Origin of the sequence: Kaistella sp., assembly GCF_032060305.1 — a bacterium.
Lineage (GTDB): Bacteria > Bacteroidota > Bacteroidia > Flavobacteriales > Weeksellaceae > Kaistella > Kaistella yananensis.
Window position 1 is genome coordinate 32456 of the sequence record NZ_DAMBHK010000005.1, and the last position, 25885, is coordinate 58340.

Here is a 25885-nt window from a genome sequence, read left to right on the forward strand (position 1 = left end):
GGGAGTTGGATGCTGGGTGATGGGTGATGGGTAGGGAAGAGGGGGATGTCTGTCCCTGATAGAGGTTGACCAAAAAGTCACCGCATGATGAAAGCTTATTTAAGAAAACTTTAAAAGCAACGGGTTTTCAGCGAAGAATTTAAGAGAGAAATTGTGTCTCTTTTTGAGAGTAGAAAGTTCAGTGTATTACAACTAGAAAAACTTTATGGAATTTCGGAAGCGCAGTTTTAAGCATCCATCATCCGTCATCCTTCCAAAAAGTTTCCCCCATTCATTGTTATCACCACGCTTTCCCCATAGATCTTTGTCGCTCAGAAGGCGTCTAAAGTACAGATGCAGGGTAATCATTACTGCATCGTTGCGGCTTCGCCACTGTGAGACTCCTGCGGAGTGATACGCCCTCCTTCGGAAAAAACGGTGCAGCGATGGGTGTTCGGTCTATGCTGTAATTTTTTAAGCATTTGATCTTGAAAGAATTGCTACTTTTCCATTTATACGGGAAACCGTAAGGCTGTTCGGTATCAAGAAGGTATCTTGGGTATGAATTAAACTTTTTCCGGATGACCCCATATTAAGGTCATGTTTTTTAAGGGTGAAATCACGGGTTTTTTAGAATGATTTAATCCATATATTTGTATATGGTTCTTATTATATCTTAAAAAAATACCCACGATGAAAAAAATACTCCTTTTCTTATTTTTTACCTGCTTCAGTATCGTTTACGCTCAGAATATCGGAGATTACCAGTCCGTAGGAAGTGGCAACTGGAATTCAACTGCCACCTGGCAGGTTTATAACGGTACGGCCTGGGTGAATCCAACTGCCGGTCAGTATCCTGGAAATCCTGGAGGTAATTATGCTGTGACAATTGGAGCTGGACATAACGTAACTGTCAGTTCCTCTCTCAATATTACCACAGGGAATATCGTTGTGAAGGGTACCTTGACTTTAAACGCAAATCTAACACTCACCGGAACAAATCAGTTTGTTATAGATCATGGCGTCGTATTCTTTAAGAAGGGTACTGAACTTCATCTCCCTCAAAATTCAGAACTCATTATTGATATTAACAGCAGTGCCAACCCCAGCCAGGGGATGCATCCTCTAGACTATAAAGAAAATGAATGTAATAACAATACTGCTTTATATATAGGTCTGATTAAATACGCAGCTTGTAGCGGAAGCGGAAATACTGCTGCGGGTACTTTCGATGAAGTGAATAGTATTGGAGGTTCTATTTTAGCTGCACCTTTTGCAGATCCGATCGCAGTATGTCTGTCTGATAATAAACCGATTACGCTTTTGGGTTCTGTGATCCGATCCCTGTCTACACTGACGCCATCTTACAGTTGGACTCTTATCAGTAAGCCTGCTTCATCCGGTTTTGCATTTGCATCCACCACGGTTCAAAGTCCGGTTATAGGAACTCTAACCCAGGCGGGAGACTATGTTTTTGAGCTTACTGTTACTGCAGTATTTAAAAGCAGAACACTGACCAGTGTTAAACGGATCACCGTGAGTGTTGACGGAACCACTACTTTTGACGGTACTTTATGGTCTGCCGGTATTCCTACTGAACAGAATCACCGCCATGCAGTGATCAGCGGCAGTTATACTACTGAATCGCAAGGCTCTTTTTCTGCCTGCAGCTGTACGGTTACACCTGCTGGAGTTCTTACAGTGTCAGGGAATACTTTTGTGAATGTGATTGAAAAAGTCACCAATCAGGGAGTGGTTACGCAGCTTATGGTAGAATCCGACGGAAACTTAATCCAGAAACTCCCCGTGCCTAACACCGGTGCGGTGACGGTACAGCGATCTGTGACTGATATGGATAATGTTTTAGGGACCGCGATGGACTATGTTTTCTGGAGTTCCCCGGTTGCAGGACAGAACCTTCAGACTTTTTCGCCGGGTACGCTGCCCAACAGGATTTACCAGTACAATGAAACGAACGATCTGTTTACGCAGGCTTCAGGCAACTTTGTGTTGGGAAAAGGCTATGCCATACAGGCTGAAACATCGGCAGGTTATCCTCCCAACGTAGTGGGGTATTCCAAGACCTATGAGTTCAAAGGAGTGCCGCATAATGGAGATCTTAATGTCACCATTAAAAAATCTCCCAACACGGGAACCGTTGACCACGGCTACAACCTGTTGGGCAATCCTTACCCTTCCAACATCAGTTTTGATGAACTTTATAATCTGAACACAACTGTTATTCAGCCGAAAGTCTGGTTCTGGACCAATAAAATCTATACGCCGAACCAGCAGGGATCCAGTTATGACGGAAGCAATTATTTGGCATATACCAAAGGAGGATCCAACAATCCGGGAGTGAACGGCATTATTAAGGTGGGTCAGGGATTCATTGTCCAGAAAACAGCTTTGGGAGACGGGACTTTTACCTTTAAAAATATGAACGGCACTGCACCGGTACGTGTGGCGGATGCCGGAACCTTTTATCAGAAAGGCAGCATGAACCGTTTTTGGTTGGCACTGACGTCTCCGGATAAAAAAGACAATACCCTGCTGATCGGTTATTTCGCCGGGGCGGCAGACGGGTATGATGAGACCTACGATGCGAAGGCGCTGTCTATGACTCCTGATCTTTTTTATTCTGTGGTCAATGACCAGCGTTTGCTGGTTCAGGGGAAAGCTCAGGATTTCAGGGCGGCAGACCGGGTACCGCTGGGTGCCAATTTTGATCAGGAAGGAAACTATACCATTGCGCTTCAGCAGCCGGAAGGAATTTTCACTGGCAGGCAGGCGGTATATCTTAAGGATTATGAAACCGGACTTATTACCAATCTGTCGGAACAGCCTTACACTTTCGCAGCAAAAGCCGGAATCAATGAAGGCCGGTTCGAGGTTCTTTATCAGCCTCAGGCAACGCCGGTGGCTTCCGGACCTGCGAAAGATGGAATTGTGGTGTACAGAGACGGAACCCTTTATGTGATCAGATCACGGGAGAAAATCAGTCTTCTTGAAGTATACGACGGTGCCGGCAGAATGGTGTATGCTGAACGTCCGGGGAGAGAAGAGATTTCGGTTAATTCGGAGCGTTATCCTAAAGGGGTCTTCTTCTTTAAGGTTCACACCGGCGGCAGTGTCATAACGAAAAAGGTGCTGCATTAAAACCGCAGCTTTCAGTAAACCGACCTCAGATTTATGGTTTGAGGTTTTTTTTATAATTTTTTGCAACTGAGCGCAAAATTGCGCCGGCATTGCATGATTTTTGCCTCTTAGAGAATTAAAAAAAAATCTTATCTTTGCGATGATATCGGTTTAAGCATCAGTCTGTTTGCTGCTGCACATGTCGTCCCAGGTAAAAAAATACAATTATAATATATGAAAAAAAGTTTACATTTTCTCAAAAACCGCCTTCTTACAGCCTTATTTATACTGTGGTCTGCCGCTTTTTTTGCGCAGACAACGCTCGTAAATTACCAGTTTACCAATAACCTTACGGCTGATCCAGGCGCACTAGGAAATCCGGTGTTAAAGTATTATAACCCCTCAGGAAATGAAATTCCGGCCACTTTCGATAATAATATGCTGTCTACAACAGTAGATGGGAACTATCTGGAACTTTCTATTGATGCAACAGGACATCAAAGTATGGTGATTTCATTCAATGCAGATTTCACAGCTTTATTCATTGCAGGCTCCTGGAATGCGCAGGCTAACACAGGTGCGGGTAACTCCTATGTAGATATAGGAACTGTAACCATGTTTGCGCTCTTTAACAGTACAGATACAGCGAATGCATCTTTCAATCTTCCAGTAGCCGCTAATGGTAAAGCTGATCTTAAAATTAGAATTACATCTAATTTTGCTACGATTGGAGGGGCGCGTTTAAGACTTGACAATTTGAAGCTTACTTCAGGATCACCTAATATTAAAGTCTATAATAATTCAAATGTTCATATTCCTCATTTGTCACCGGCATCTGTGGCTTTAACTACAGACTTCGGAACCAGACAGACTACTGATCCTGCCCTTACCAGAACATTCAGGGTGAGAAACTTTCAGGGAGACAATGGTTCGGTCCTTAATGTTTCTAACATCACAGTGACAGGTGTAAATTCTGGAGACTTTACGGTAACGCCAACTGCTTTAGGTAATATCGGGGTTTCCATCAATGATGCAGATAATAACAGTGCCAGGATGAAAACTTTTACTATCAGTTTTCTCCCCTTAGGAGACGGTATCCGTACCGCCGAAATCAATCTTTATTCCAATTCTGCACCCAGTCCCTATACCTTTACAGTAGTGGGTATGGGAGCCAGCTGTAACTTAGAAAGCACTGCTTTTGCAGTCAATTCGATGGCACCTGGAGTCCAAACTCTTGTAGCTGATTATAATCCGTCGTCGGATTTGATTGGAGGTTTTACCACTAATAATAATGCAGGAGCGGTGAACAATACCTTAGGTATCAGACTTTTCCCAAATAATAGTAATCTTCACACCAGTTCCTCCACTTCATGGTATGTAAGAAATGCTTCGAAAACAGTAGAATTTGGCGGAGCAAGCGGTCTCGATATCAGTGGCCAGAAAAATGTTGCGATTGAATTTAGAATTGCAGCGTTTGCTACCGCAAATAACAGAGGAGTTAATTCTGATGATGAAATTAAACTTTTTGTGCTAAAACCGGACAATACATGGTCAGAAGAATTGAAACTTAATGGCTCAAACAGCTCCAATACTTACTATTTTTATGATTTCAATGGAGGTGAGACTTTATCGGGTGATTATGATGGAAATAATTTGCCAGCGGAAGAAACAAATCGGAACATCGGTTTTTTTGGATCTACCGAACTCAGGTACAAAAAATTTGTATTGAACATTCCTGCATCTGCCAATATTTCGAATCTTAAATTTAGAATTACCGCTAATACAGGTGGTAACAATAGAATGTGGCTTATCGATGACGTCCGGGTATTAACCAGTAACGCGGTTTATAAAACATGGAATGGATCATCTTGGTCTCCTTCAGCTCCAACTGCGAATGAAAAGGCTGTTTTCACAGGTGTTTATAATGTGCCAGCTGTTAATCTAAATATCTGTGAATGCGAAGTGGTGAGTACGGGAGGTGTCACTATTCCTGCCAACCGAGTATTAAATGTGCGGGGAAAAATCACCAACCACGGAAACGGAGACAACTTCGTAATAAAGACCGGCGGTAACCTCATCCAGATTGAAGACGGTGCGGTAAACACCGGCAGCATTACTGCCGAAAGATTGGTAAGCGACATCAATAATATCTCTACCCACATGGATTATCTGTACTGGAGTGCTCCGGTAACCGGTCAGAATCTACAGGATTTCTCTCCCGGTACTCCGGCAAACAGGATTTTCCAGTATAACGAGCCGAACGATCTGTTTAAGGCGGTACCTTTAGCAACAGAGCCCAACTTTGTTCCAGGCAAAGGCTATGCCTTCCGGGCAGAAAGTGGAACAGGAATTTCGAATCCTTATTCGAAAACCTACAAATTCAAAGGCGTACCGAATAACGGCCTTATTGAAAGGGAGGTGCAGCGCTCACTTAACACCGGTGCCGCGGCTGATGTTGTTCACGGTTATAACCTGATCGGTAACCCGTATCCGAGCAATATGTCGTTCGAGCAGTTTTATCAGCTGAACGAAGATGTGATTTATAATACCGCCTGGTTCTGGACCAACAATTTCTTTACACCGAACCAGCAAGGGTCAGGTTACGGACAGAATAATTACGCCGTGTGGAACGGTACCGGGGGAGTTGCGGCAACCGCACCGGCTGATAATAACCCTTCCAATCCTACAAGCAATACCACGACTCCCAACGGAATTGTTACGGTAGGACAGGGCTTCATTGTGCAGGTAAAGAACCTGGGACTGGGCCAGAAGGTTCAGTTCAGAAACCGAAACGGCAGCACCCCAGTGCGGGTATCTAATGTCGGTACCTTCTACAGCCGTCAGAATGAAGAAAAAGACCGGTTCTGGCTGAAACTGATCTCCGCCGACAGTATTGTGAACCGCCAGCTGATCGGTTATATCGACGGAGCCACCAACGGCTTTGAGCAGGATTATGATGCCGAAATTATGGGAATGAGCTCTGATATCTTTTACTCCACTTTGGAAGGTCGAAAATTGCAGATCCAGGGGAAAGCGGCGTTTGACCCTACCGATAAGGTACTGCTAGGTGCCAATATCTTTAAAAATGGGACTTATACCATCGCCATTGAAAATCCGGAGGGAATATTCAACGCCGGACAGAAAGTATATTTAAAGGACAATCTGCTGAACCGCTGGGTTGACCTGAATGCACAGGCCTATACCTTCGAAGCGACGAAAGGACTCACAGAGGGCCGGTTTGAAATTGTGTATGAATCACCGACCATCCTGGATACCGACGCGGTTACAAAAGATGAGCTTATGGTGTACCGAGACAGCGGAGATTTTGTGGTAAGAGCAAAGTCTAAAAAAATAACCATGCTGGAAGTGTACGATGCCAGCGGCCGTTTAGTTTATACCGCCAAACCGAATGACACGAAAGTCGTGATTAGCGGAGACCACCTGAACCGCGGGGTCTATATTTTGAAAATTAGTCAGGACGGTGTTGTTACAGCAAAGAAAATCCTGAAATAGACATTTTTTTAAACGCCATAGAAAATCCCAAACTTGAGAAGGTTTGGGATTTTTTTTGTAAACTCTACGGAAAATGAAAGGGTTAACATCTTGTCCATAGAGCATCAGGTTTCGCGCTGTTTTAAGTAACGAGCAATGTAAGCACTGTTTATTTTAATATGATATATTTATTTTATAAATTGGATTCGTAACTATTCATTAAAAAAAAATAATGATTAGTTGTTGATTATTTAGTTAATTTTGATAAATGGTAGAAAATATTTATTTATCAATCTTAATACAAGTGTTATGAAAACAAATTTATCCGGACAAAAATTGTGGTTAAGTGTTATCCTCATGTTAATGCTTATATCAGTGCGAGGTCAGAAACAGCAATCCCAACAATTGCTTAGTAATTCTTCCTCAAAGGGGACTGCACCTGTACTACAGGAAAAAAATGCAGATGTTATTTTCAAAAAGACTGCTTTTCAAAAAAGCGCTATGGTAAATGATATTGGCTGTGGTTCAATTAGCGCTGAAAAACCCTCAGAAGTTAAACAAAGGGATACTCAAAAAACAAAGTCTTTAAGTAAAAATATTTTAGCGGCATTATATAATAATAACCAGAATACAGCTGTAGTGGATAGTAGACCGCCTGTGACTTTGGTGGTACCTAAGCAGTATGATGAAGAATGTCATCCAAAGGGGGAAAAAATTACTAAAATGGAACTGATTACTACAGAAGCCAACTGAAAAATGTTCGTCAGACCATTAAAATATTTCTAAAACATATCCCATGAAACAATATTTACTTTACCCTTTTAAATTTTCTCTGATTTTTGTTTTATTGGCAATAGGTTACTCGAAGGCCCAAGTTACAATTTTTCAAGAAAATTTTGAAACCATACCTTTAGGAGGGGTTGGAACCTGGCAACAAGGTTATTTCGGAAATGCACCATCATTTTCTTACAACTACTTTACTGTTCAAAATTGTCCTGCAAATTTAATTGCAGGAACAAGAAGTATGCAGGTTACTGGCATCACCTCAACAACAACGGCAACCTGTAGTTACGTAAACAATCAAAATACAAATCCTAATTTTTCCCCGTTAATCTATCATCAAATTAATGCGACGGGTTATGATAATATTACATTGTCTTATCTGTGGAAATGTAACGGGCAGAATAATATTGATTACGGAAGACTTATGTATTCCCTGGATGGAAATACCTGGAGCACTCTTGTGACAAATTTAAGGATGGGGAACGGAAATACACAAACTGTCATCAATTATGCACTACCTGCAGCAATAGCAAATACTACTTTTTATTTGGGATGGAGTTTTGTAGCTAATACTGGTACAATAAATAATCCTGGATTAACTGTTGATAATATTGAGGTAAAAGGTTCTGCGATAATTACCTGCGATCCGATTAGCGCAACCGCTTCCAAATATGTCATCTGCCCGGGCGAAACTACAACGCTCACTGCAAGCAGTACAACAGCGGGTTATACCTACACCTGGTATACCGATTGGGATAACAATACGCATACCGGAACATTGGTAGGAAGCGGTGCTTCAGTGAGTGTAAGTCCAGCACAATCCACTCTTTACGGAGTAGTTGCGACAAAACCTGGCTGTCCTACCGGAGTAAATGCAGCTTATAGTTTAATTAACATTGCCGTTACACCGACCCCTACATTAATTGTATTAGATCCCGTGGAAGCCATTGCCTGTAGTGATGAATACCGCCAGATCAGTGTGGTGAGTGGCGGGAATATTCCTGATCAAGCACTTAATGAAACATGGAATCCCGTGGCTAATCCATGGATTACGAGCGCATCTGCCAGCGGAGGTAATATCAATAATGCGCAATGGGCACTCTATGACAGTGGTGGAGGATTCTCAAGTAATGACAAAAGTGTTTTCGCGATGGTCAATAGTGATGCGATGGGACCGTATAGCATGGAAAGCAGCCTCATTTCTCCACCTTTCAGCTTAAATGATTACAACACACCAGTTAATCTAACTTTTTATCATCACTTCAGACAGTTTCAGACAGCAAGTACTGCATATGTTGAAATAAGTACCAATGGTACTACGTGGACGACGTTAAGACAGTACAGCTCTACGGTGGGTGGAGCGACCAGTTTTGCAGCTGAAACGATTTCGTTGGATTCTTATGCCGGGCAGCCTTTTTTACAGCTTCGTTTCCGGTATAACGCAAATTATGCATGGTATTGGGCTATAGATAATATCGCCATATCAGGAGTGCCGAAGCCAACTACGGTCACATGGTCACCGGTAGCGGGTCTGTTCACCGATGTCGGGGGGAATGTTCCTTATGTCTCCGGGCAGCACGCCACTACATTGTATGCGTCTCCATCTGTTACCACCACCTACACAGTCTCTGCTACAACTGCTGTTGGCTGTCCTGTAAATACGACTGTTACAGTAGAGCGTGGGGATAAGAGCTGGACTGCAGCGAACGGTAACTGGAACACGGCGGCAACCTGGGCACCCGTTGGTGTACCTACTAGTAATCATTGTGTTAAAATTCCGAATGGTACTTTTGTGACTGTTAACATTCCTGATGCAAAGGCCAAAAACATCACCGTTAAATCCGGCGGAAAACTCGAAATTGCCGGCAATCTTACTGTAACTGATTTCATTAAAAACGAAACCGGGAATGCTGATAACTTCGTGGTGAAAAACGACGGGAATTTAATCCAGATCAATCCCGTTATCAATACGGATCCCATCAGTGCTGAACGAGAGGTCACCGATATGAACAATATGCCGACGGGTGTGGGTGCTCAGATGGATTATGTCTATTGGAGCGCACCGGTAAGCGGCCAGAAACTGAGGGGGAATGTTGGAGAAGGCGGTTTCTCGCCCGGAACACCCAACAACCGTTTCTTTGAATATAACGAAGCCACCGACTATTTTGTTTCCACGCCGGATGTTACTTTTGCCCCCGGTAAAGGTTATGCCATCCGGGCAGAAGACGGCTATTCCAACGGGTACGACAAAACCTATTTGTTCCGTGGTGTGCCGAACAACGGGGAAGTATCCGTCAGTATTAAAAGGTCTCCTGATGTGGGAACGGTGCAGCACGGCTTTAATCTCGTAGGGAATCCTTATCCTTCGAATATAGACTTCACGAAGCTCTATGCGAATAATTCCGGACTGATTTACAATACCGCTTATTTCTGGACCAACAGCACCTACACTCCAAATCAACAAGGATCGGGTTATGGTGGTAATAATTATGCAGTATTCAACGGTATCGGTGGAAATCCGCCTACAGGAGGCACTTATCAATCTGCACCCAATGGTATTGTAAAGGTAGGTCAGGGCTTTATCGTTCAGAAAAAGGATATTGGCGGTCCCGTTCCTTTGGTGTTCAAAAATTCCTATGGTGCCGGTCAGGATTTGAGGGTTAGTACATCAGGCACTTTTTACCAGAAGAGCAGTGGCGACATTAATCGTTTCTGGTTACAGCTGGAATCTCCGCTAAATCTTATTAATACACAGTTAATAGGGTATGTGGAAGGGGCAACTGCTGATTATGAACAGGATTATGATGCGGAGATTATGGGATTGAGTTCCGATGTGTTTTATTCTAAAGCTGGAGACAGAAAAGTTCTTATTCAGGGCAAAGGATTGTTTGGTGAGCATGACAAAGTTGTTCTGGGAGCCAATTTTTTCCAGAACGGTAATTACACCATTTCCCTTCAGCAAGCCGAAGGTATTTTTGCTGTCGGTCAGGATATTTACCTTAAAGACCAATTGTTGAACACGTTCACCAACCTTAAAACCGGAAATTATACTTTCGCTGCAAACAAAGGAATCAGTGATGGTAGGTTTGAGATCATTTATAAACCGGAAACCATTCTGAGCACAGCAGGTTCTCTGAAAGATGACCTTTTAATATTTAGAGACCGCGATGATTTTGTGATCAGATCCAGGGGTGCTAAAATTACGGGTCTGGAAGTGTATGACGGTGCCGGCAGGCTGATCTGGAGCGCCAAACCCAACCAAAATGCGATGCGTATTCCGGGTACTGCCCTTGGCAACGGAATGTATGTTCTGAAAGCAGACCGTAACGGTAACGTTACTGCTAAAAAGATCGTTAAATAAAAATCAATATCTGATGGATAAGTAAAGGCCTGAATCATTTCAGGTCTTTTTTTTGGTGCCCATTATCTAATGTTGTAAAGGTGCGTTTTGGGCCCCCGTTAAACTGTCTTTTTTTTCAGGCAATAAAAAAAGAAACCCGTGTATTTTATGTTAAATATCCGTAAATTATTAATAGTTTTGCCGGGTCTAAAAAAGCAACTGGCGGACAACCCACGTCGTTTGTGCTGATGTGCGATAGAATTGCTTTGAAGTTATTTATTATCAACGATTTAAAATAAAAATTCTGTATATGAGTAAAGAAAATACTCTTTTTGATTCAAGAACATTTCTAAAACTCCTTCCCATACTGTCGATCATCATGTCGTCTTTTTCGTTCGGGCAGGCATCACAGACGTATAATGTCCCGGGGACCTACACTTTTACCGTGCCCGCCGGTGTAAACACTATCAAGGTGGAGGCCTGGGGTGGCGGTTCCGGGGGAAACAACGATATCAGCCGCGGCGGTGGTGGCGGAGCTTTCGCAGGACATAACACCTTGTCTGTAACCCCGGGAGCTTCTTATACGGTAAGAGTCGGCAGTGGCGGTGCCGCTGGTACGGGCAACAGCGGACAGGATTCCAGTTTTGGAACACTGATCGTTGCTAAAGGAGGAAACGGTGCTACGGGAGGCTCAGCTACTGCCAGTACAGGAGCTGTGCGATACAGCGGCGGTAATGGAGGAAGCAGTACCCGAAACGGCGGAGCCGGAGGGGGCGGTTCGGCCGGTTCCCAGGGCGACGGAGGAACTGGTGGGAGCACCAATAATACAAACGGCGCTGTCGGTGGAACTGCCGGAGCAGGCGGTGGAGCTGCCGGAGGAAATGGAGGAAATACCAATCAAAATGGTAGCAACGGAGGATTCCCCGGTGGCGGGGGCGGCGAACGAGGAAGTAACGGTACCAGTATTGGCTCGGGTGCAGGTGGAAACGGGCAGGTCATCATCACCTATACCCCTGCTTATCTTGCACAGATTATCTCTGCAGATACCGGATCATCGACCTGGTGTGCCGGGGAAACAAGAACGGTAAGTGTGACCATTAAAAATATCGGTACCCAGGCGTGGACCGACGGAGCAGGTAAAGATTTCAATATCGGGATTAAATGGAATACGAACGGCAGCAGCTGGCCCGATTATCATGTACGGGTTGACGCCGGAAATTTAGCCCCGGGTGCAACCAGAACTTATTTTTTTACAGTAACGGCTTCCAATAACGTAAACGGTGCCTACACCACGCCATTGGCCGCGGGTACTAATAATCTAACCTTTGATGTGGTTTATGAGAACGTTGCATGGTTCGGAAACAATCCGGGTGGGACTACAGGAGTGGGGCCGGGAAATGCGGTATACACTACTCCCAATCAGACCATCACAGCTCTCACGGCAGTATCAAATAACATTTTATCCTATTCAAACGGCACCTCAGGACAACAAAGTGCAACTGCCGCAGAAAATGGGAACGCTGTTTTAACTGCGCCCGCAGGGACGTATTTCGCTACAGTAAATTTTGCGAGTTATGGTACGCCTGGCGGAACTGCGCCTAATTATACACTGGGTGCCTGTCATGCAGCTACAAGTCAGTCGGTGTCTGAGGACTATCTGTTGGGTAATTCAGGATCGGTAACGATTCCAGCCACCAATGCGGTCTTCGGGGATCCCTGTGTAGGTACGCTGAAGAGGCTTTATGTTTCAGCATCTTACGCGCAGGCCATCTGCAGCGGAACCAGTGTAAGCATCAGCGGGAGTAACCCGACCGGCGGAAACGGAACCTATACCTACCTTTGGGAAAGCAGTACCACCAGTGCAACTGCAGGATTCGCACCTGCTGCCGGAGCGAACAGTGGAATCAATTATACCAGCGGTGCGCTTACCCAGACGACCTGGTTCAGAAGATATGTAAGTTCAGGCTGCGCCAGCGGATATTCCGCGGTAGTGATGGTAAAGGTGAACCCAACACCCGTAATTCCTACCATTAATATTACTGCGGCTACCTGCAGTACACCGGGAACAGCGACGATTTCGAATTACGCGACTGCCAATACCTATACTTTTTCACCGGCAGGGCCTTCGGTCAACAGCAGCGGAACAGTAACAGGATTCAACTATGGAACCACGTACACCGTCACCGCCAGAAATGCTTCAGGCTGTATTTCAGCAGCTAGCGCAGCATTTACGGTCGCGGCACAACTCAGCACTCCTGCAGTACCAACGGTTACTACCACTCCAGCCACCTGCAGCGCACCGGGAACAGCGACGATTTCTAATTACGCCGCTACGAATACCTATACTTTCAGCCCTTCAGGTCCTACAGTTGGGTCGGGGGGAATAGTTTCCGGATTGGCTGCAGGCACCAGCTATACAGTGACCTCCGGTAACGGCAGTTGTACTTCCGCGGCGAGTCTGTCTTTTACCATTACGGCGCAGCTTCCTACCCCGGCAGTCCCTGCAATAGTTACGACAGGAGCTACCTGCAGCTCAGCGGGAACAGCGACCATTTCTAATTACGCCGCTACCAATACCTATACTTTTGTGCCTTCAGGACCTACCATCGGTTCGGGCGGGATAATTTCCGGTTTGCTTGCAGGAACCAGCTATACGGTAACCTCCGGTAACGGAAGCTGTACTTCTGCCGCGAGCGCGCCGTTCTCAGTCGCATCCAGATTGCCTGCTCCTACCGTGACTTTAACTTCGGGCGCGGGAACAAACAACCAGACCGTATGTTCCTCTGATGCGGTAACACCGGTGACATACACTGCGACCGGAATCACCAGTGCCAACGTCACTGGATTGCCGGCAGGGCTAACCGGAAGCTTCGCTTCGAATGCTTTCATGATCAGCGGCACGCCAACAGTCTCCGGAACATTTAACTATACCGTAACCTTCACGGGAACTTGCGAGATCCTTACCGAGACCGGGATCATCACGGTTAACCCTACTCCTTCCGCGGCAGTGTCTGCGATCGGCAGCGGGCAGATCTGTACGGTAGCAGATGTGGTATTCAATATTGTCGGAACACCGGCGGCAACCGTGATCTATCAATTGAACGGAGGGGCACCCGTATCCCTGACATTGCCTGGTTCAGGAGTAGCACTGGTTACCGTAAGTGCAGCATCTGCCAGCCAGACGCTAACTCTTCTGTCCGTATCGAACGGGATCTGTACCGCGGCGCTTTCAGGAAGCAGCAGTACGGCAACTGTGAACTTCAGTGTAACGACGTGGAACGGAACGGATTGGGATAACGGTTTGCCCGATAATACCAAACTGGCAGTATTTGCAGCAGATTATTCCACCACCAACGGAAATATCACGGCGTGCGGATGCCAGACCAACCCTGGAGTAACCCTGACCATTGGAGAGGGGACCTTTATGGAAATCTTAAGAAATATCATCAATAACGGTACTATTGTGGTAAAGAGCGATGCCAACCTCCTGCAGAAGAGCGAAGGCGGTACTTATACCGCCGGTGCTGAGGCTAAATTTATGGTAGAGCGCAGTGTGAGCGGGGTGAAGAACAACCTCACCACCGGTATGGACTATATTTACTGGAGTGCTCCGGTGACAGGGCAGAATCTGCAGGATTTTTCGCCGGGTACGCCGCGCAACAGGATCTTCGAATATACCGAGGCCACAGACCTCTTCAAACAGGCACCTGAAAACGAGTTTATCAAAGGGAAAGGTTATGCCTTCCGTGCAGAAGGAGGCTTGTCTAACCCCTATGCGAAAACCTATATCTTTACGGGTGTTCCGAATAACGGATTGGTGCGCAGGGGAGTTACGAAATCCCCGAATACCGGAACCGGCGGTACGGTGGAGCACGGCTACAACCTGATCGGTAATCCTTATCCTTCCAACATTAATGTGGATCAGTTCTTTATCAATAATGCTTCTGTTATTCACGGTACTGCATGGTTCTGGACGAATACTGCTTATGTCGCCAATCAGCAGGGATCCAGCTACAGTGGTAACAACTATGCGGTATATAACGGAACCGGCGGAACCGGAGCCACAGGAGGTACCGTGGCACCCAACGGTATCGTAAAAGTCGGACAGGGATTCCTTGTACAGGCAAAAACTGCAGGAACGGTGGAGTTCCGAAATTCCTATGGCGCCGGAGATGATCTCCGTGTGGCAGATGCAGGGAATTTCTACCAGAGGGGTAATGAGAAGAACCGCTTCTGGCTTGAGCTGCTTTCTCCCGACAATATCCTGAACAGTCAGCTTATCGGTTATGTTCCGGGGGCCACTAACGGTTTCGAAAAGGATTACGATGCGGAGATTTTAGGAATGAGTGCAGATCTCTTCTATTCAAAAGTTCAGGATTACCGATTGATGATTCAGGGCAAGGGTGTCTTCACGGATACAGATAAAGTTTCTTTGGGCGCCAATTTCTTCAGGAACGGCAATTACACCATTTCACTGAAAAATACGGAAGGTATTTTTGCCAACGGCCAGGCAATTTATCTGAAAGACAGGCAGACCGGAGCGGTGACGAACCTGAGCGAAGGCAGTTATATTTTTACCGCAAGCAAGGGAATAAGTGAAGACCGGTTCGAGATCATTTACCAGCCGGAGACCGTTTTGGCTACCGATGCAGAACAACAGGGAACCCTTGAGGTGTACCGGGATGGCGGTGACTTTACCGTGCGTTCTTCCCATAAAAGGATTGCAGCCCTTGAAGTGTACGATGCTTCAGGAAGAATGGTGTACAGCACTAATCCTTTCAGGAAGGAAATCGTAATACCGGGAGACCTTCTCGTGAACGGAATATATCTTGTAAAGACCGAGCTTGAAGACGGGCAACGCTCCGTGAAGAAAATCAGAAAGTAAAGGTCTGCTTTATACAAATCAACCTGGAAGCGCTTCGAAAGAAGCGCTTCTTTTGTTTCCTGCACACCCTGGGCTTCGCTGTCAGCGGCAGCTGTCGGTCTTTGGAGAGCATATGCTGACGGATGCCCGCTCAGAGATCAGCGGTTATTTGCTGAGGTACGTTTAGTAGGTTTCAGATGCCTGCGACGCTGTTTCTGTGTATGCCGAAGTTGGGAAATTATCCTGAAAAAATTCTGTCTTTCGTGCGGATGTTACGGACAGGGTAAACCAAAGTCTGAATTTTGGGGAATTTTATTGAGCTAATCCCCGGAAATGCCGATGAAGAACGTGTTTTAATTTACATTATCGTTAAGGATATGATAATTAATCCAAATGATTGTTTGGATAAACATTAAGCATATAATAAATATTTGTAAATAATATAAATATTTTAAGTGAGTATTAAAATAATCTGTAATTTTGCTTCCCCAAATAATGAGAACTACCTCTTATTAAATTTGTTACTTTATGAAAACAACTTTATTTTCTTTTTATAAATCTTTGCTTGCTGCACTCCTGCTTTTTATTTCTGTGGCTGGATGGGGGCAAGCAACGCTATACAGTACTAATTTTGGTACTAATACTTCATTGGTCACAGGATGGTCTAGTTCGAGTACTAGTTCTGGATGGAATGCCAGTACCTCCTCTGCTTCAAGTACCTATACTGGTGCTAGTGGTGGAAGTAATATAGTTTTTAATGGTACAGGAACAAACGGAATTACTCACACCTTAACTTACAATAATAATTTATCAACAGTTGGTTATACAAATATTACATTACTATGGGGTGGTAGAGGGACTTCAACTTTTAATGGGGATATTATAATTGAATGGTCTTCAAATGGAACAACATGGAATAAAATTACTTATGCTTACACTAAAAATGGGAATGCATGGGCGCTGGTAAATAGTGGAAATAGGATTTCGTTACCTTCAGGAGCAGAAGAAGTATCTAATTTACAATTTAGGTTTTCGGCAGCAGCAACAAATAATGGAAACTACAGAATTGATGACTTTTCTGTACAAGGTACGGCGACTCCCACCTGTGCCGCTTCAACAGTCTCTTCCACCGTTTCAGCAGTAAATAATTCAACTTCCGGGGTAGATTTTTCAGGAAGTATTACCAATGCCGGTGGTGGAACTAATATCACTGAAAGAGGTTTCCAATATCCACTACTGTAGATGTGGCGACTTCACCGGGTACGGTTAACGAAATACCAACTGCCCCGGGAACAGGAGCATATTCTCTTAATGCCGGATTAAACGCAAATACCAAATATTTCTACAGGGCTTATGCGAAAAATGATTGTGCAACGCCACAAACAGGATATTCCCACAATACACCGGTTACCGCTACCCAATATATTGTGACTCTACCAATTTCTACCACGAGCAATGCTGCTTCCAATATTAGCAACAATGAGTTCCGTGCAAACTGGACCAATCCTGGTGCCGGTGGAGGCGAAACGTATTGGTATAATTTGACCGTCGAAAAATGGGATGGTTCTGCTTGGGTTGCATTTGGAACCTATAATAATATTCCTTCCGGTACACCGTATTATGATGTAACCGGAGCAACAGCCAATACACGTTATCGATATCATTTCAATTCCGAAAACGCAGGAGGTGTATCTATTCTTCCTTCTAATTGGACAGAAGTGACCACTACTTCTTCAATTACTTGGGCCAATGTACAGCCGGTAGCTCCTAACCCAATTACCGAACCCGCTTCTGCTACTATTTACGCAAGAGTGTTTGCGGATGGATCTACCAATCTTGCTTCGCCAGCTCAGGGACCGAATATTTCCGCATGGATAGGATATAGTACTGCCAACTCTAATCCGAGTGGAGCAGGGTGGACATGGGTGTCAGCCAGTTATTTTGGAAATGATGGAACGAATAATGATGAATATTCTGCTGTTCTTTCAGGGCTTAGTCCGGGAACGTATTATTATGCTTCCCGATTTCAATCAGGAACCGGTGCCTATTTTTATGGCGGTGTCAATAATGCACCGTGGGCTTCAACATCAGATAACGGCGTACTGACGGTGAATCCAAACAAGGTCAGTTGGGGAAATTACCAACATCCACATACCGGCACTTATATTCTTGGCGATTCATTTAATGTTTATGGTCGTGTATATCAGCCGGGGATTACCGATGTGGGCAGTCCGGGAAACGGAATCACCGCAGAGGTAGGTTATAGTACCACGAACACAGATCCTGCTACTTGGTCTGCAGCCAGTTGGAAACCCGCCACGTTTAATACCGATGCAGACGGTGCAGATGAATACACCCGTAACATTGGCGCAGATATTTCAGTTGACGGAACTTATTATGTAGCATTCCGATACAAATTAACGGGTGGCAGTACTTGGTATTATGCAGGTCATGGAACAACAGCCAATTCGGGTGGCGAATGGAACGGAAATACTTATATCAGTGGTGTCATTACCGTAACTAGACCGCGTGAAATTAATATAAAACAAGGCGGAACGAATATCGTATCAGGGGGTACATACACGTTCGGAAATCAAATTTCGGGTACGAGTTCTTCAGTTATTACTTTTACAGTAGAAAATACAGGACAGAACGATTTGTCAGTAGGTGCATTGAGTATTAGTGGCACGAATGCGGGTGAATACACAATTACACAACCCGAGAATTCTACCGTTGCTGGTGGCTACACGACCACATTTACGGTGACGTTTTCCCCAACAACCACCGGACCGAAAACTGCACAACTTTCTTTGGTTAACGATGATGCCAATGAAAATCCTTATATCATTAATTTGACGGGGACGGGAACAGCAAGTGCGACATCAGATGTTATCGTTGCACCTTACACTTATCCTACAAATATTGCTTATGCAAATTATCAGGCAACTGATATTACTGGCGCAATTGGTGCGGTAGAAATAGCAAAATTCACCATTCGGGATGGTGGTGCAACTGCAGATGCGGATAATTTGGGAACAACGGTGAACAGTTTGACGGTGGGATTGACCAACGCTGCTAATATCAGAAAAATTGCACTTTATGATGGTGCTACTGAATTAGGAGAACTGGCAGCAACTGCTTCTAATGCATTTACTGGACTTAATATAATAGTGGCAGATGGTACCACCAAAGATTTCAGTGTACGAGTAAGTTTTAATACTTCGGTGACCGATAATCAACAGATTCAGGTTTCCGTTACGGGAGCAGCTGCTGCGACATCAGGCTCCGGTTTCGGAACTGTAAACGCAGTGGCGACAGTCACAGGGAACGAAAACAAAATTGTTGTAATAGCAGATCGGTTAGCGTTTACAACCCAACCTGTAACTACAGGCGTTAATTCACCGATGAGCAATGTCGTAGTTTCCGCAAGTGATAATAATAACAATAAAGATTTAGATTATTCTGGAAATATTGTAATTACTTCTACCGGAACATTAACGGGTTCACCTGTCACGGTGGCCTCCGCTTCCGGGGTAGCAACTTTTAGTGGATTAACACATACCGTAGTTGGAACAGGACTGAAGTTAACTGCAACATCTACAGGATTGACAGATGCAATAAGTAATGCTTTTGATATTACCACTATTACATATATTCATGGTGATTATAGAACTAAATCAAGTGGAACATGGTCGTATAATCCTACAACGCCAGGATCAACACAATGGGAACGATATAGTTCAACTCTTGGTTGGCAAGATTATGTTGGTCAACCAACAGCAGCAACAGAATATACGGCATACATAACATTAAATACGGAGATTCCAACAGATGCTACAGGTCATGGAAAAGCTAAGATTGTAGTTACTAAAGATGAAACTACAGGTTTACCTGCTACTCTAGTTTTTAATCCATCTTCAAACTGGACATTTCGAAATGTTATTATAGAAAACGGAGCAACATTGGAGATGAAAACTGTCGGTTTCAACGTTCTTGCAGATCGTAATTTTGAAATTAAAGATGGCGGTAATTTCATTTTTAATTTAAGCTCTACTGCAGCAGCAGGATTAACAGGCAGTTTATGGAATGGTGTTGAGGTTTTTCATCCTGCGTCAAATTTTATTGTTAAAAACCATGAGACAGGTTCTGGTAAATATTTTTTTCCACCCGCAGATAAATTATCTTCAAACACTTATAATGGGGTAACTGCATATTTTGGAAATTTGCTTTTTGATCCAATTGTAAAAGACTTAAGGTTTACCACAACAAATTTAAACAACACCACAGTCACGCATGGTAATCTTGAAATTAGACCTTATGGAATTGGTTCAGGTTCTCAGACTTTGCTTTATGGTTCGGTAAATTGGACAATAGGAGGTAATTTTATTATTGGACAAAATTCTAATGACACTTCAACTACTAATATCAATTTAACTACTGGCACAAATACAATTGTATTTAATGTTAAAGGAGATTTTATAAATAATAGTGGAAATACTTTAACATTTACATCTAATCCTTCTGCAAGCACAACAATAAATTTAGAAGGTGATATGCAGATTGGTTCAATTGGTAAATTAATTTCAGCAGGATCAACCAACGCAACTTTAAATTTCGCAGGAACATGGGTTGGTAACAAAGATGATCCAACGATCCAAACCATCGATGTAGCCAATGCAGCCACCGCTTCAAATATTGCTTTCAATGTTAATTCAGGAGCTTATGTAAAATTGATTAATCAGGATCTGGCTTTAGGCAGCAGCTCTTCATTTAACGTGAAAAATGGCGGTACACTTGATTTCGGATTTAGTCCGTCAAATCTGGCACTTAATATTACCAATCACGTTAATACTGCAGCGTTCAAAACAGAAGCCAATTCCACAATCAAAATTACATCCTCTGAAGGAATCACTAATACCACCGGATCGGGTAACGTACGGACAATGACTACCGGAAGAGTTTTCGATAAAGGTGCAACTTATCATTATATTGGAAAAGTAAACCAAGCTACGGGAAATGGCATTCCAGATCAGATTACAGGTAAACTTATTGTAGAACTTGAAACTCAGAATGCGACGCAGGATGATTTGGAATTCAGATCTACGGGTACCACAACATTTGGCACTACAGGTGGAATTAACGGTCTTTTAGAAATCAGAAAGGGAAAAGTATTTGATGACCCTAGTAAAGGTTTTAGAAATTACAACGGTACCGTTGATGAGAATAATGATGGTGAGGCTGATGTGCAAAAGGGAGATTTGGTGATGAAGGGAGGCAAGTATGTAGTTTCAGGTGGAGGTTTCAAGCCATCATTATCGGGAAATTACACATTAAATTCTGGTACCGTAGAGTTTGCGGGTAACAATAATACTAAAATCAGGGTAAAACCCGCGTATTTCAACGTAGATGTCTCCGGCAGTAACGTAACGCCGGGCGGGAAAAATTTAGTGGTCAATAATGAACTTAAAGTCATTTCCGCAACGGCAGTATTAACCATCCCGGAAGTGCCTGACAATGAAAACCCTTATGTAGTTACGGCTAAAAAAGGGATTCAGATCGCCGAGGGCGGAGAGGCAATTTTTAAAAACAACGCCATTCTAATGCAGGAGAAAGATGCAGTAAACACAGGAGACATCACAATGGAGCGGAAAGCCACCGTGCCCTCTGTTCAATATAATTATTGGTCTTCGCCTGTGAAAGATCAACCATTGTACAGTTTATATCCGGGGATTCCTGATAATAAAGTCATGGTTTACAATTCAGCAAATGACCGTTTTACCGTATTGCCTACTTCCAGTAACCCAAAATCTGTATTTGCTAAAGGCTATTCCATAAAAGGTTCTTCAAATACAGATTATGCACCAGCCCTCACGGCAAAATTTGTAGGTGAGCCTCATAATGAAACTACGGCCGGAATTACCAGCATGCTTTTGTCCACGGCGGGAAGCAACTATAATTTAATTGGAAACCCATATCCATCCAACCTTAATTTGTTGGAGTTATTTGCAGATGGGGATAATAACGGTAAATTTTACAATGTAACTAGTGGGCCGGATATCGAAACCCCAACTGCCTACTTCTGGGATAATACCAGTAATACCGATCTTACCCAACAAGGTTCCGGTTACGTTAATATGAATTATGCATTGCTTAATCTGTCCACCGGAATTGGAACTCCTGCACCAAGATTGGCAACTACGGGTAAAAAACCCAATGGGATTTTAAAACCCGGACAGGGATTCATTATGAGAGCAGCCGAAAGCGGTGGCAGCCTAACCATTAAAAATACTCATAGAACGAGCTTAACGAAACCATTGGGAGGAACTGACGGAGTATATTACAAAGCGAATGAAGCAACAACTGATAAATTCTGGCTTACTTTAACCACACCAAATCAGATGAATATCGTGATCGCGCTAGCTTACCACCCTGAGGCAGAAAATTCTTTTGAAAGATTTGACAGTATGATTTTTAGTGAAGCAGTAACGGAAAACTTTTATTCGTTAAGCTCCGACGCACGAAAATTAGCCATCCAAAGCAGAAAAGGAGATTTTAATACGGAAGATAAAATTCCTTTAGGTATTAAAAGTTCTGAAACAGGTTTACAGAAAATAAGTTTGGAGAGCAACTACGGCGCTTTTGATAATCAACCGATCTATTTGAAGGACAAACTGTTGAATACGCTAACTAATTTGTCAGATACACCTTATGAATTTACTACGGCAATGGGCGTTGATGAAAATCGTTTTGAAATTGTTTATAAACCGGGGACTGTACTTGCTACTGATAGCGGAATAAAAGAAACGCTTACTGTGTACAGAAATGCCAACGATATCATTGTGAAGTCGAAGCATTCAAGAATTGATGAAGTAGAAGTGTACGATGTTTCTGGTAGGCTGATTATTAAGGTGAAAGGAGGTTCCGATGAATTGCGAATCAATGCTTCATCATACATTTCCGGTACATACGTGCTGAAAATTAAATGTGACGAAAAAACCGTGACCAAAAAAATATTGAAGTAGAAACCAGAGACACCGCTGTATTTTATATTAATCGAAATTAATTATCTTTGAACGTCTTTTTTTAAAAGAGATTATTATCTTTGCACCAAATTGTTCAATAAATGAAAAAATACATCTATATCTTCATCATATTTATTTCTTTCGGTGTTACGGCACAGACGCAAACTAATGTTTTTGACGATACTGCAGAAATGGCTGAACGGGAAGAGTATACCGATGCTTATTCAGATGTACCCGAAAAGGAACCAGAGATTGCTTATGGCCCTGGTAACCCTGGCGAAGACACCGTACCCATCGACGATTATATCCCAATGTTGCTTATGGTCGCTGCCGGGCTGATTATTTACAAAACTTACCACAGGAAATCCCTGTCCAGATGATACCTCAAACCCGAAATCAGTTTCGGGTTTTTGCCTTGGATTATTAATGAAATCGATGTGTACGAAAAGTTTCTGAAACCCGTTATAGATGTTATTACCGCACTTATAGCTTTGGTCTTGCTGAGTCCGGTTTTATTGGGAGTTGCTTTGATTCTGGTTTTGGTCAATGGTGGAAGTTCCTTTTTTATTCAGACTAGACCGGGCAGGAACGGAAGACTTTTTAAAATCATCAAGTTTAAGACGATGAATGATAAAAGGGATGAATATGGCAGGCTGCTGCCTGATTACCGCCGGCTTACTTTTTTCGGCAGGCTGGTAAGGAAGACTTCGCTGGACGAGCTTCCGCAACTGATTAATGTGCTGAAGGGCGACATGAGCCTGGTGGGGCCGCGTCCCCTGCTTCCCGAATACCTTGCGCTCTACAGCCCAGAACAGCAGAAAAGACACGACGTGAAACCCGGTATTACGGGCTGGGCACAGGTGAACGGCAGGAACGCCATTTCCTGGGAAGAGAAATTTGCCTACGACGTGGAATATGTTGAAAATATATCTTTAGCGCTGGATGCTAGAATCCTCCTGATGACGATAGCGAAAGTGCTGAAAAGGCAGGATGTGAATGCCGGTAACAATATGACGATGGAAGCTTTTAAAGGAAATAAAGCATGATTTTATATGGATCCGGAGGTCAGGCGAAAGTCATTTACGACCTCATACTTTCGAATAATCACCTGCTGGAGTATCTGGTAGATGACCGGCCGAACGGAAACTTTCCGCACCATCTGCCCGTGTATGCCCCCGCAGAGGAACTCATAAGGAATAAGAAAGTCATTATCGCTGTTGGTGATAACAGTATCCGGGAACAAATTTATCTCCGCATCAAAGACTGGTGTACCTTCGAGACCATACAGCATTCCAGTGCCTATGTATCGAGGTTTTCGAGCGTTGGTGAAGGTACCGTGGTTATGCCGCAAGTTTGCATCAATGCAGATGTGAAAATAGGTCACCATTGCATTATCAATACCGCCTCCACCATCGAACACGATTGTGTGATTGAAGATTTTGTACATATTTCCCCCAAAGCATCATTGGCTGGAAATATTACCGTAAAGAAAGGAGCACACGTTGGAATTGGAGCCAGTATCATTCAGGGGGTTACGGTAGGTGAAAATGCCATGATCGGCGCAGGAGCCGTTGTGCTTCGGGATGTGCCACCCCACGCTGTGGTGGTAGGAAATCCCGGTAAAATTATAAAAATGAAAGAAGAACATGGAGCAATCTAAAATATGGCTTTCGTCGCCCCACATGGGCGGAGGAGAGATGAAATATATCCAGGACGCGTTTGCAGAAAACTGGGTCGCTCCGCTGGGACCCAACGTAAACGGGCTGGAGCATGATTTGGAGGAGTTCCTGAATGAGGATATCTATGTAGCGGCACTGAGTTCCGGAACCGCGGCCATTCATCTTTCCCTGATTCTGCTGGATGTGAAGCCTGGCGATTTTGTCATCTGCCAGTCGCTGACGTTTTCTGCTTCCGCGAATCCTATCGTGTATATGGGCGCCACTCCTATTTTTGTTGACAGCGAGAAGGATACCTGGAATCTTTGTCCGAACGCCGTGGAAGATGCCATTAAATTCGGAATCTCAAAAGGAAAGAAACCCAAAGCCATTATCGCGGTCGCGCTTTACGGGATGCCTTATAAGGCTGATGAAATTAAAGCGATCTCTGAAAAATATGATATCCCGGTCATTGAGGACAGTGCGGAAGCGCTGGGAAGCATGTATAAAAACCAGAAATGCGGAACCTTCGGTGATCTGGCGGTACTGAGTTTCAACGGAAACAAGATCATCACGACTTCAGGGGGCGGAGCCCTGATCCTGAAAGACAAAGCTTTCAAAAAAAAAGCGGTATTTCTCTCGACCCAAGCGAAAGATGACGCTCCCCACTATGAGCATACCAATATCGGTTATAACTACCGCATGAGTAATATCTGTGCCGGAATCGGACGCGGACAGATGGAGGTGCTTCCGCAGCGGGTGGAGCAGCGCAGGGCCAACCACCGGTTTTATGCGGAACTCTTTAAAGACTTCCAGGGGTTTGCCCTTCATGCTGAGCCGAACAGTGACTATTATTCGAATCACTGGCTGAGCGTGGTCTGTGTGGATTCGGCCTGTGGAATCACTCCTGAAGCCGTAAGGCTTGCGGCACAGAAGGAGAATATTGAGACCAGGCCCATCTGGAAACCCATGCACCTGCAGCCGGTATTTAAAAACTCATTATATTTTGGTTCTGATCTCGCCGAAAAGTGTTTTGAGACCGGTCTCTGTCTCCCTTCCGGCTCTAATCTCACCGAAAATGATTTTGCCCGGATCAGTCACCTGTTTGCTGAAATCTTCAGTTTATCTTAAATAAAACATCTGTAACTGTATAATATTTCGTATTATTACAATTCGATTTCCGGCTGAGTTCGGGGAGCGTTTCCTAAATATTTATTTAAAGCTATGGGCTTTGGCAAGAATCTGAAAACTAAACTGTACAGCGGCGATAACCTGATGAATCTGTCGGATGTAAGGTACCTGCCACGCTGGGTCATCCTTTTCATCGATATTTTCTTTATTTCGCTCGCGATCTTTTTTTCGTGCTACCTCATTGAAAAGCTGAGTTACAGCACCATTAAGGTGTTTTCGCACCGCGGGCTCATGTACCTGCTGATCCTGGGGGTGAGTGTGGTGTTCATGTTCATGTTCCGCACCTTTTCGGGCATCATCCGGCATTCCACTTTTATCGATTTATTCAAGCTTTTTCTGGCGACCCTCAGCACGACGATGGTGGTGGGATTCGGAAGTTTTGGGTATTATTTTGTGACCGGGCAGCGCGTCATCCACATGT

11 protein-coding genes and 1 pseudogene are annotated in these 25885 nt (G+C 44.1%); all 12 read left to right on the plus strand.

The annotated features are described in order from the left end of the window. Positions 1-672: 672 nt before the first annotated feature. Complete coding sequence (locus V5N63_RS01405; RefSeq protein WP_332032344.1) at positions 673-3138, plus strand: T9SS type A sorting domain-containing protein; 2466 nt, start codon at positions 673-675, stop codon at positions 3136-3138. 213 nt (positions 3139-3351) lie between these two features. Further along, entirely contained in the window at positions 3352-6630 is a 3279-nt protein-coding gene (locus V5N63_RS01410; protein WP_332032346.1) for a T9SS type A sorting domain-containing protein, read from the plus strand. Between the two features lie 288 nt (positions 6631-6918). Next, entirely contained in the window at positions 6919-7362 is a 444-nt protein-coding gene (locus tag V5N63_RS01415) for a hypothetical protein (RefSeq protein WP_332032348.1), read from the plus strand. Between the two features lie 43 nt (positions 7363-7405). Further along, a complete protein-coding gene (locus V5N63_RS01420; RefSeq protein WP_332032350.1) occupies positions 7406-10753 on the plus strand; it encodes an Ig-like domain-containing protein in 3348 nt (1115 codons plus the stop codon). 289 nt (positions 10754-11042) lie between these two features. Beyond that, positions 11043-15617, plus strand: a complete 4575-nt coding sequence (locus V5N63_RS01425) for a glycine-rich domain-containing protein (RefSeq protein WP_332032352.1) — start codon at positions 11043-11045, stop codon at positions 15615-15617. A 507-nt stretch (positions 15618-16124) separates the two neighbouring features. Beyond that, a complete protein-coding gene (locus tag V5N63_RS01430) occupies positions 16125-16838 on the plus strand; it encodes a hypothetical protein (RefSeq protein WP_332032354.1) in 714 nt (237 codons plus the stop codon). A 2-nt stretch (positions 16839-16840) separates the two neighbouring features. Next, positions 16841-22618, plus strand: coding sequence for a choice-of-anchor D domain-containing protein (locus V5N63_RS01435; RefSeq protein WP_332032356.1), 5778 nt, complete (start codon positions 16841-16843; stop codon positions 22616-22618). 101 nt (positions 22619-22719) lie between these two features. Then, positions 22720-22998: a hypothetical protein gene (locus V5N63_RS01440; protein ID WP_332032358.1), complete on the plus strand. Its 279-nt coding sequence runs from the start codon at positions 22720-22722 to the stop codon at positions 22996-22998. A gap of 57 nt (positions 22999-23055) precedes the next feature. After that, on the plus strand, positions 23056-23664 hold the full coding sequence (locus V5N63_RS01445; RefSeq protein ID WP_332032366.1) for a sugar transferase: 609 nt from the start codon (positions 23056-23058) through the stop codon (positions 23662-23664). After that, positions 23661-24278 (plus strand): acetyltransferase, encoded by a 618-nt coding sequence (locus V5N63_RS01450; protein WP_332032360.1) that lies wholly within the window; start codon positions 23661-23663, stop codon positions 24276-24278. The genes V5N63_RS01445 and V5N63_RS01450 overlap by 4 nt, the downstream gene beginning before the upstream one ends. After that, entirely contained in the window at positions 24265-25404 is a 1140-nt protein-coding gene (locus V5N63_RS01455) for a DegT/DnrJ/EryC1/StrS family aminotransferase (protein ID WP_332032362.1), read from the plus strand. The genes V5N63_RS01450 and V5N63_RS01455 overlap by 14 nt, the downstream gene beginning before the upstream one ends. A 93-nt stretch (positions 25405-25497) precedes the next feature. Continuing rightward, positions 25498-25885, plus strand: a pseudogene (locus tag V5N63_RS01460) (polysaccharide biosynthesis protein); the annotation flags it as partial.

Bases quoted from the DNA above. Each gene is read 5' to 3' on its own strand.
- V5N63_RS01410 (WP_332032346.1), top strand. From the start codon at position 3,352: ATGAAAAAAAGTTTACATTTTCTCAAAAACCGCCTTCTTACAGCCTTA.
- V5N63_RS01420 (WP_332032350.1), top strand. From the start codon at position 7,406: ATGAAACAATATTTACTTTACCCTTTTAAATTTTCTCTGATTTTTGTT.
- V5N63_RS01440 (WP_332032358.1), top strand. From the start codon at position 22,720: ATGAAAAAATACATCTATATCTTCATCATATTTATTTCTTTCGGTGTT.
- V5N63_RS01450 (WP_332032360.1), top strand. From the start codon at position 23,661: ATGATTTTATATGGATCCGGAGGTCAGGCGAAAGTCATTTACGACCTC.
- V5N63_RS01405 (WP_332032344.1), top strand. From the start codon at position 673: ATGAAAAAAATACTCCTTTTCTTATTTTTTACCTGCTTCAGTATCGTT.
- V5N63_RS01455 (WP_332032362.1), top strand. From the start codon at position 24,265: ATGGAGCAATCTAAAATATGGCTTTCGTCGCCCCACATGGGCGGAGGA.
- V5N63_RS01430 (WP_332032354.1), top strand. From the start codon at position 16,125: ATGAAAACAACTTTATTTTCTTTTTATAAATCTTTGCTTGCTGCACTC.
- V5N63_RS01425 (WP_332032352.1), top strand. From the start codon at position 11,043: ATGAGTAAAGAAAATACTCTTTTTGATTCAAGAACATTTCTAAAACTC.
- V5N63_RS01415 (WP_332032348.1), top strand. From the start codon at position 6,919: ATGAAAACAAATTTATCCGGACAAAAATTGTGGTTAAGTGTTATCCTC.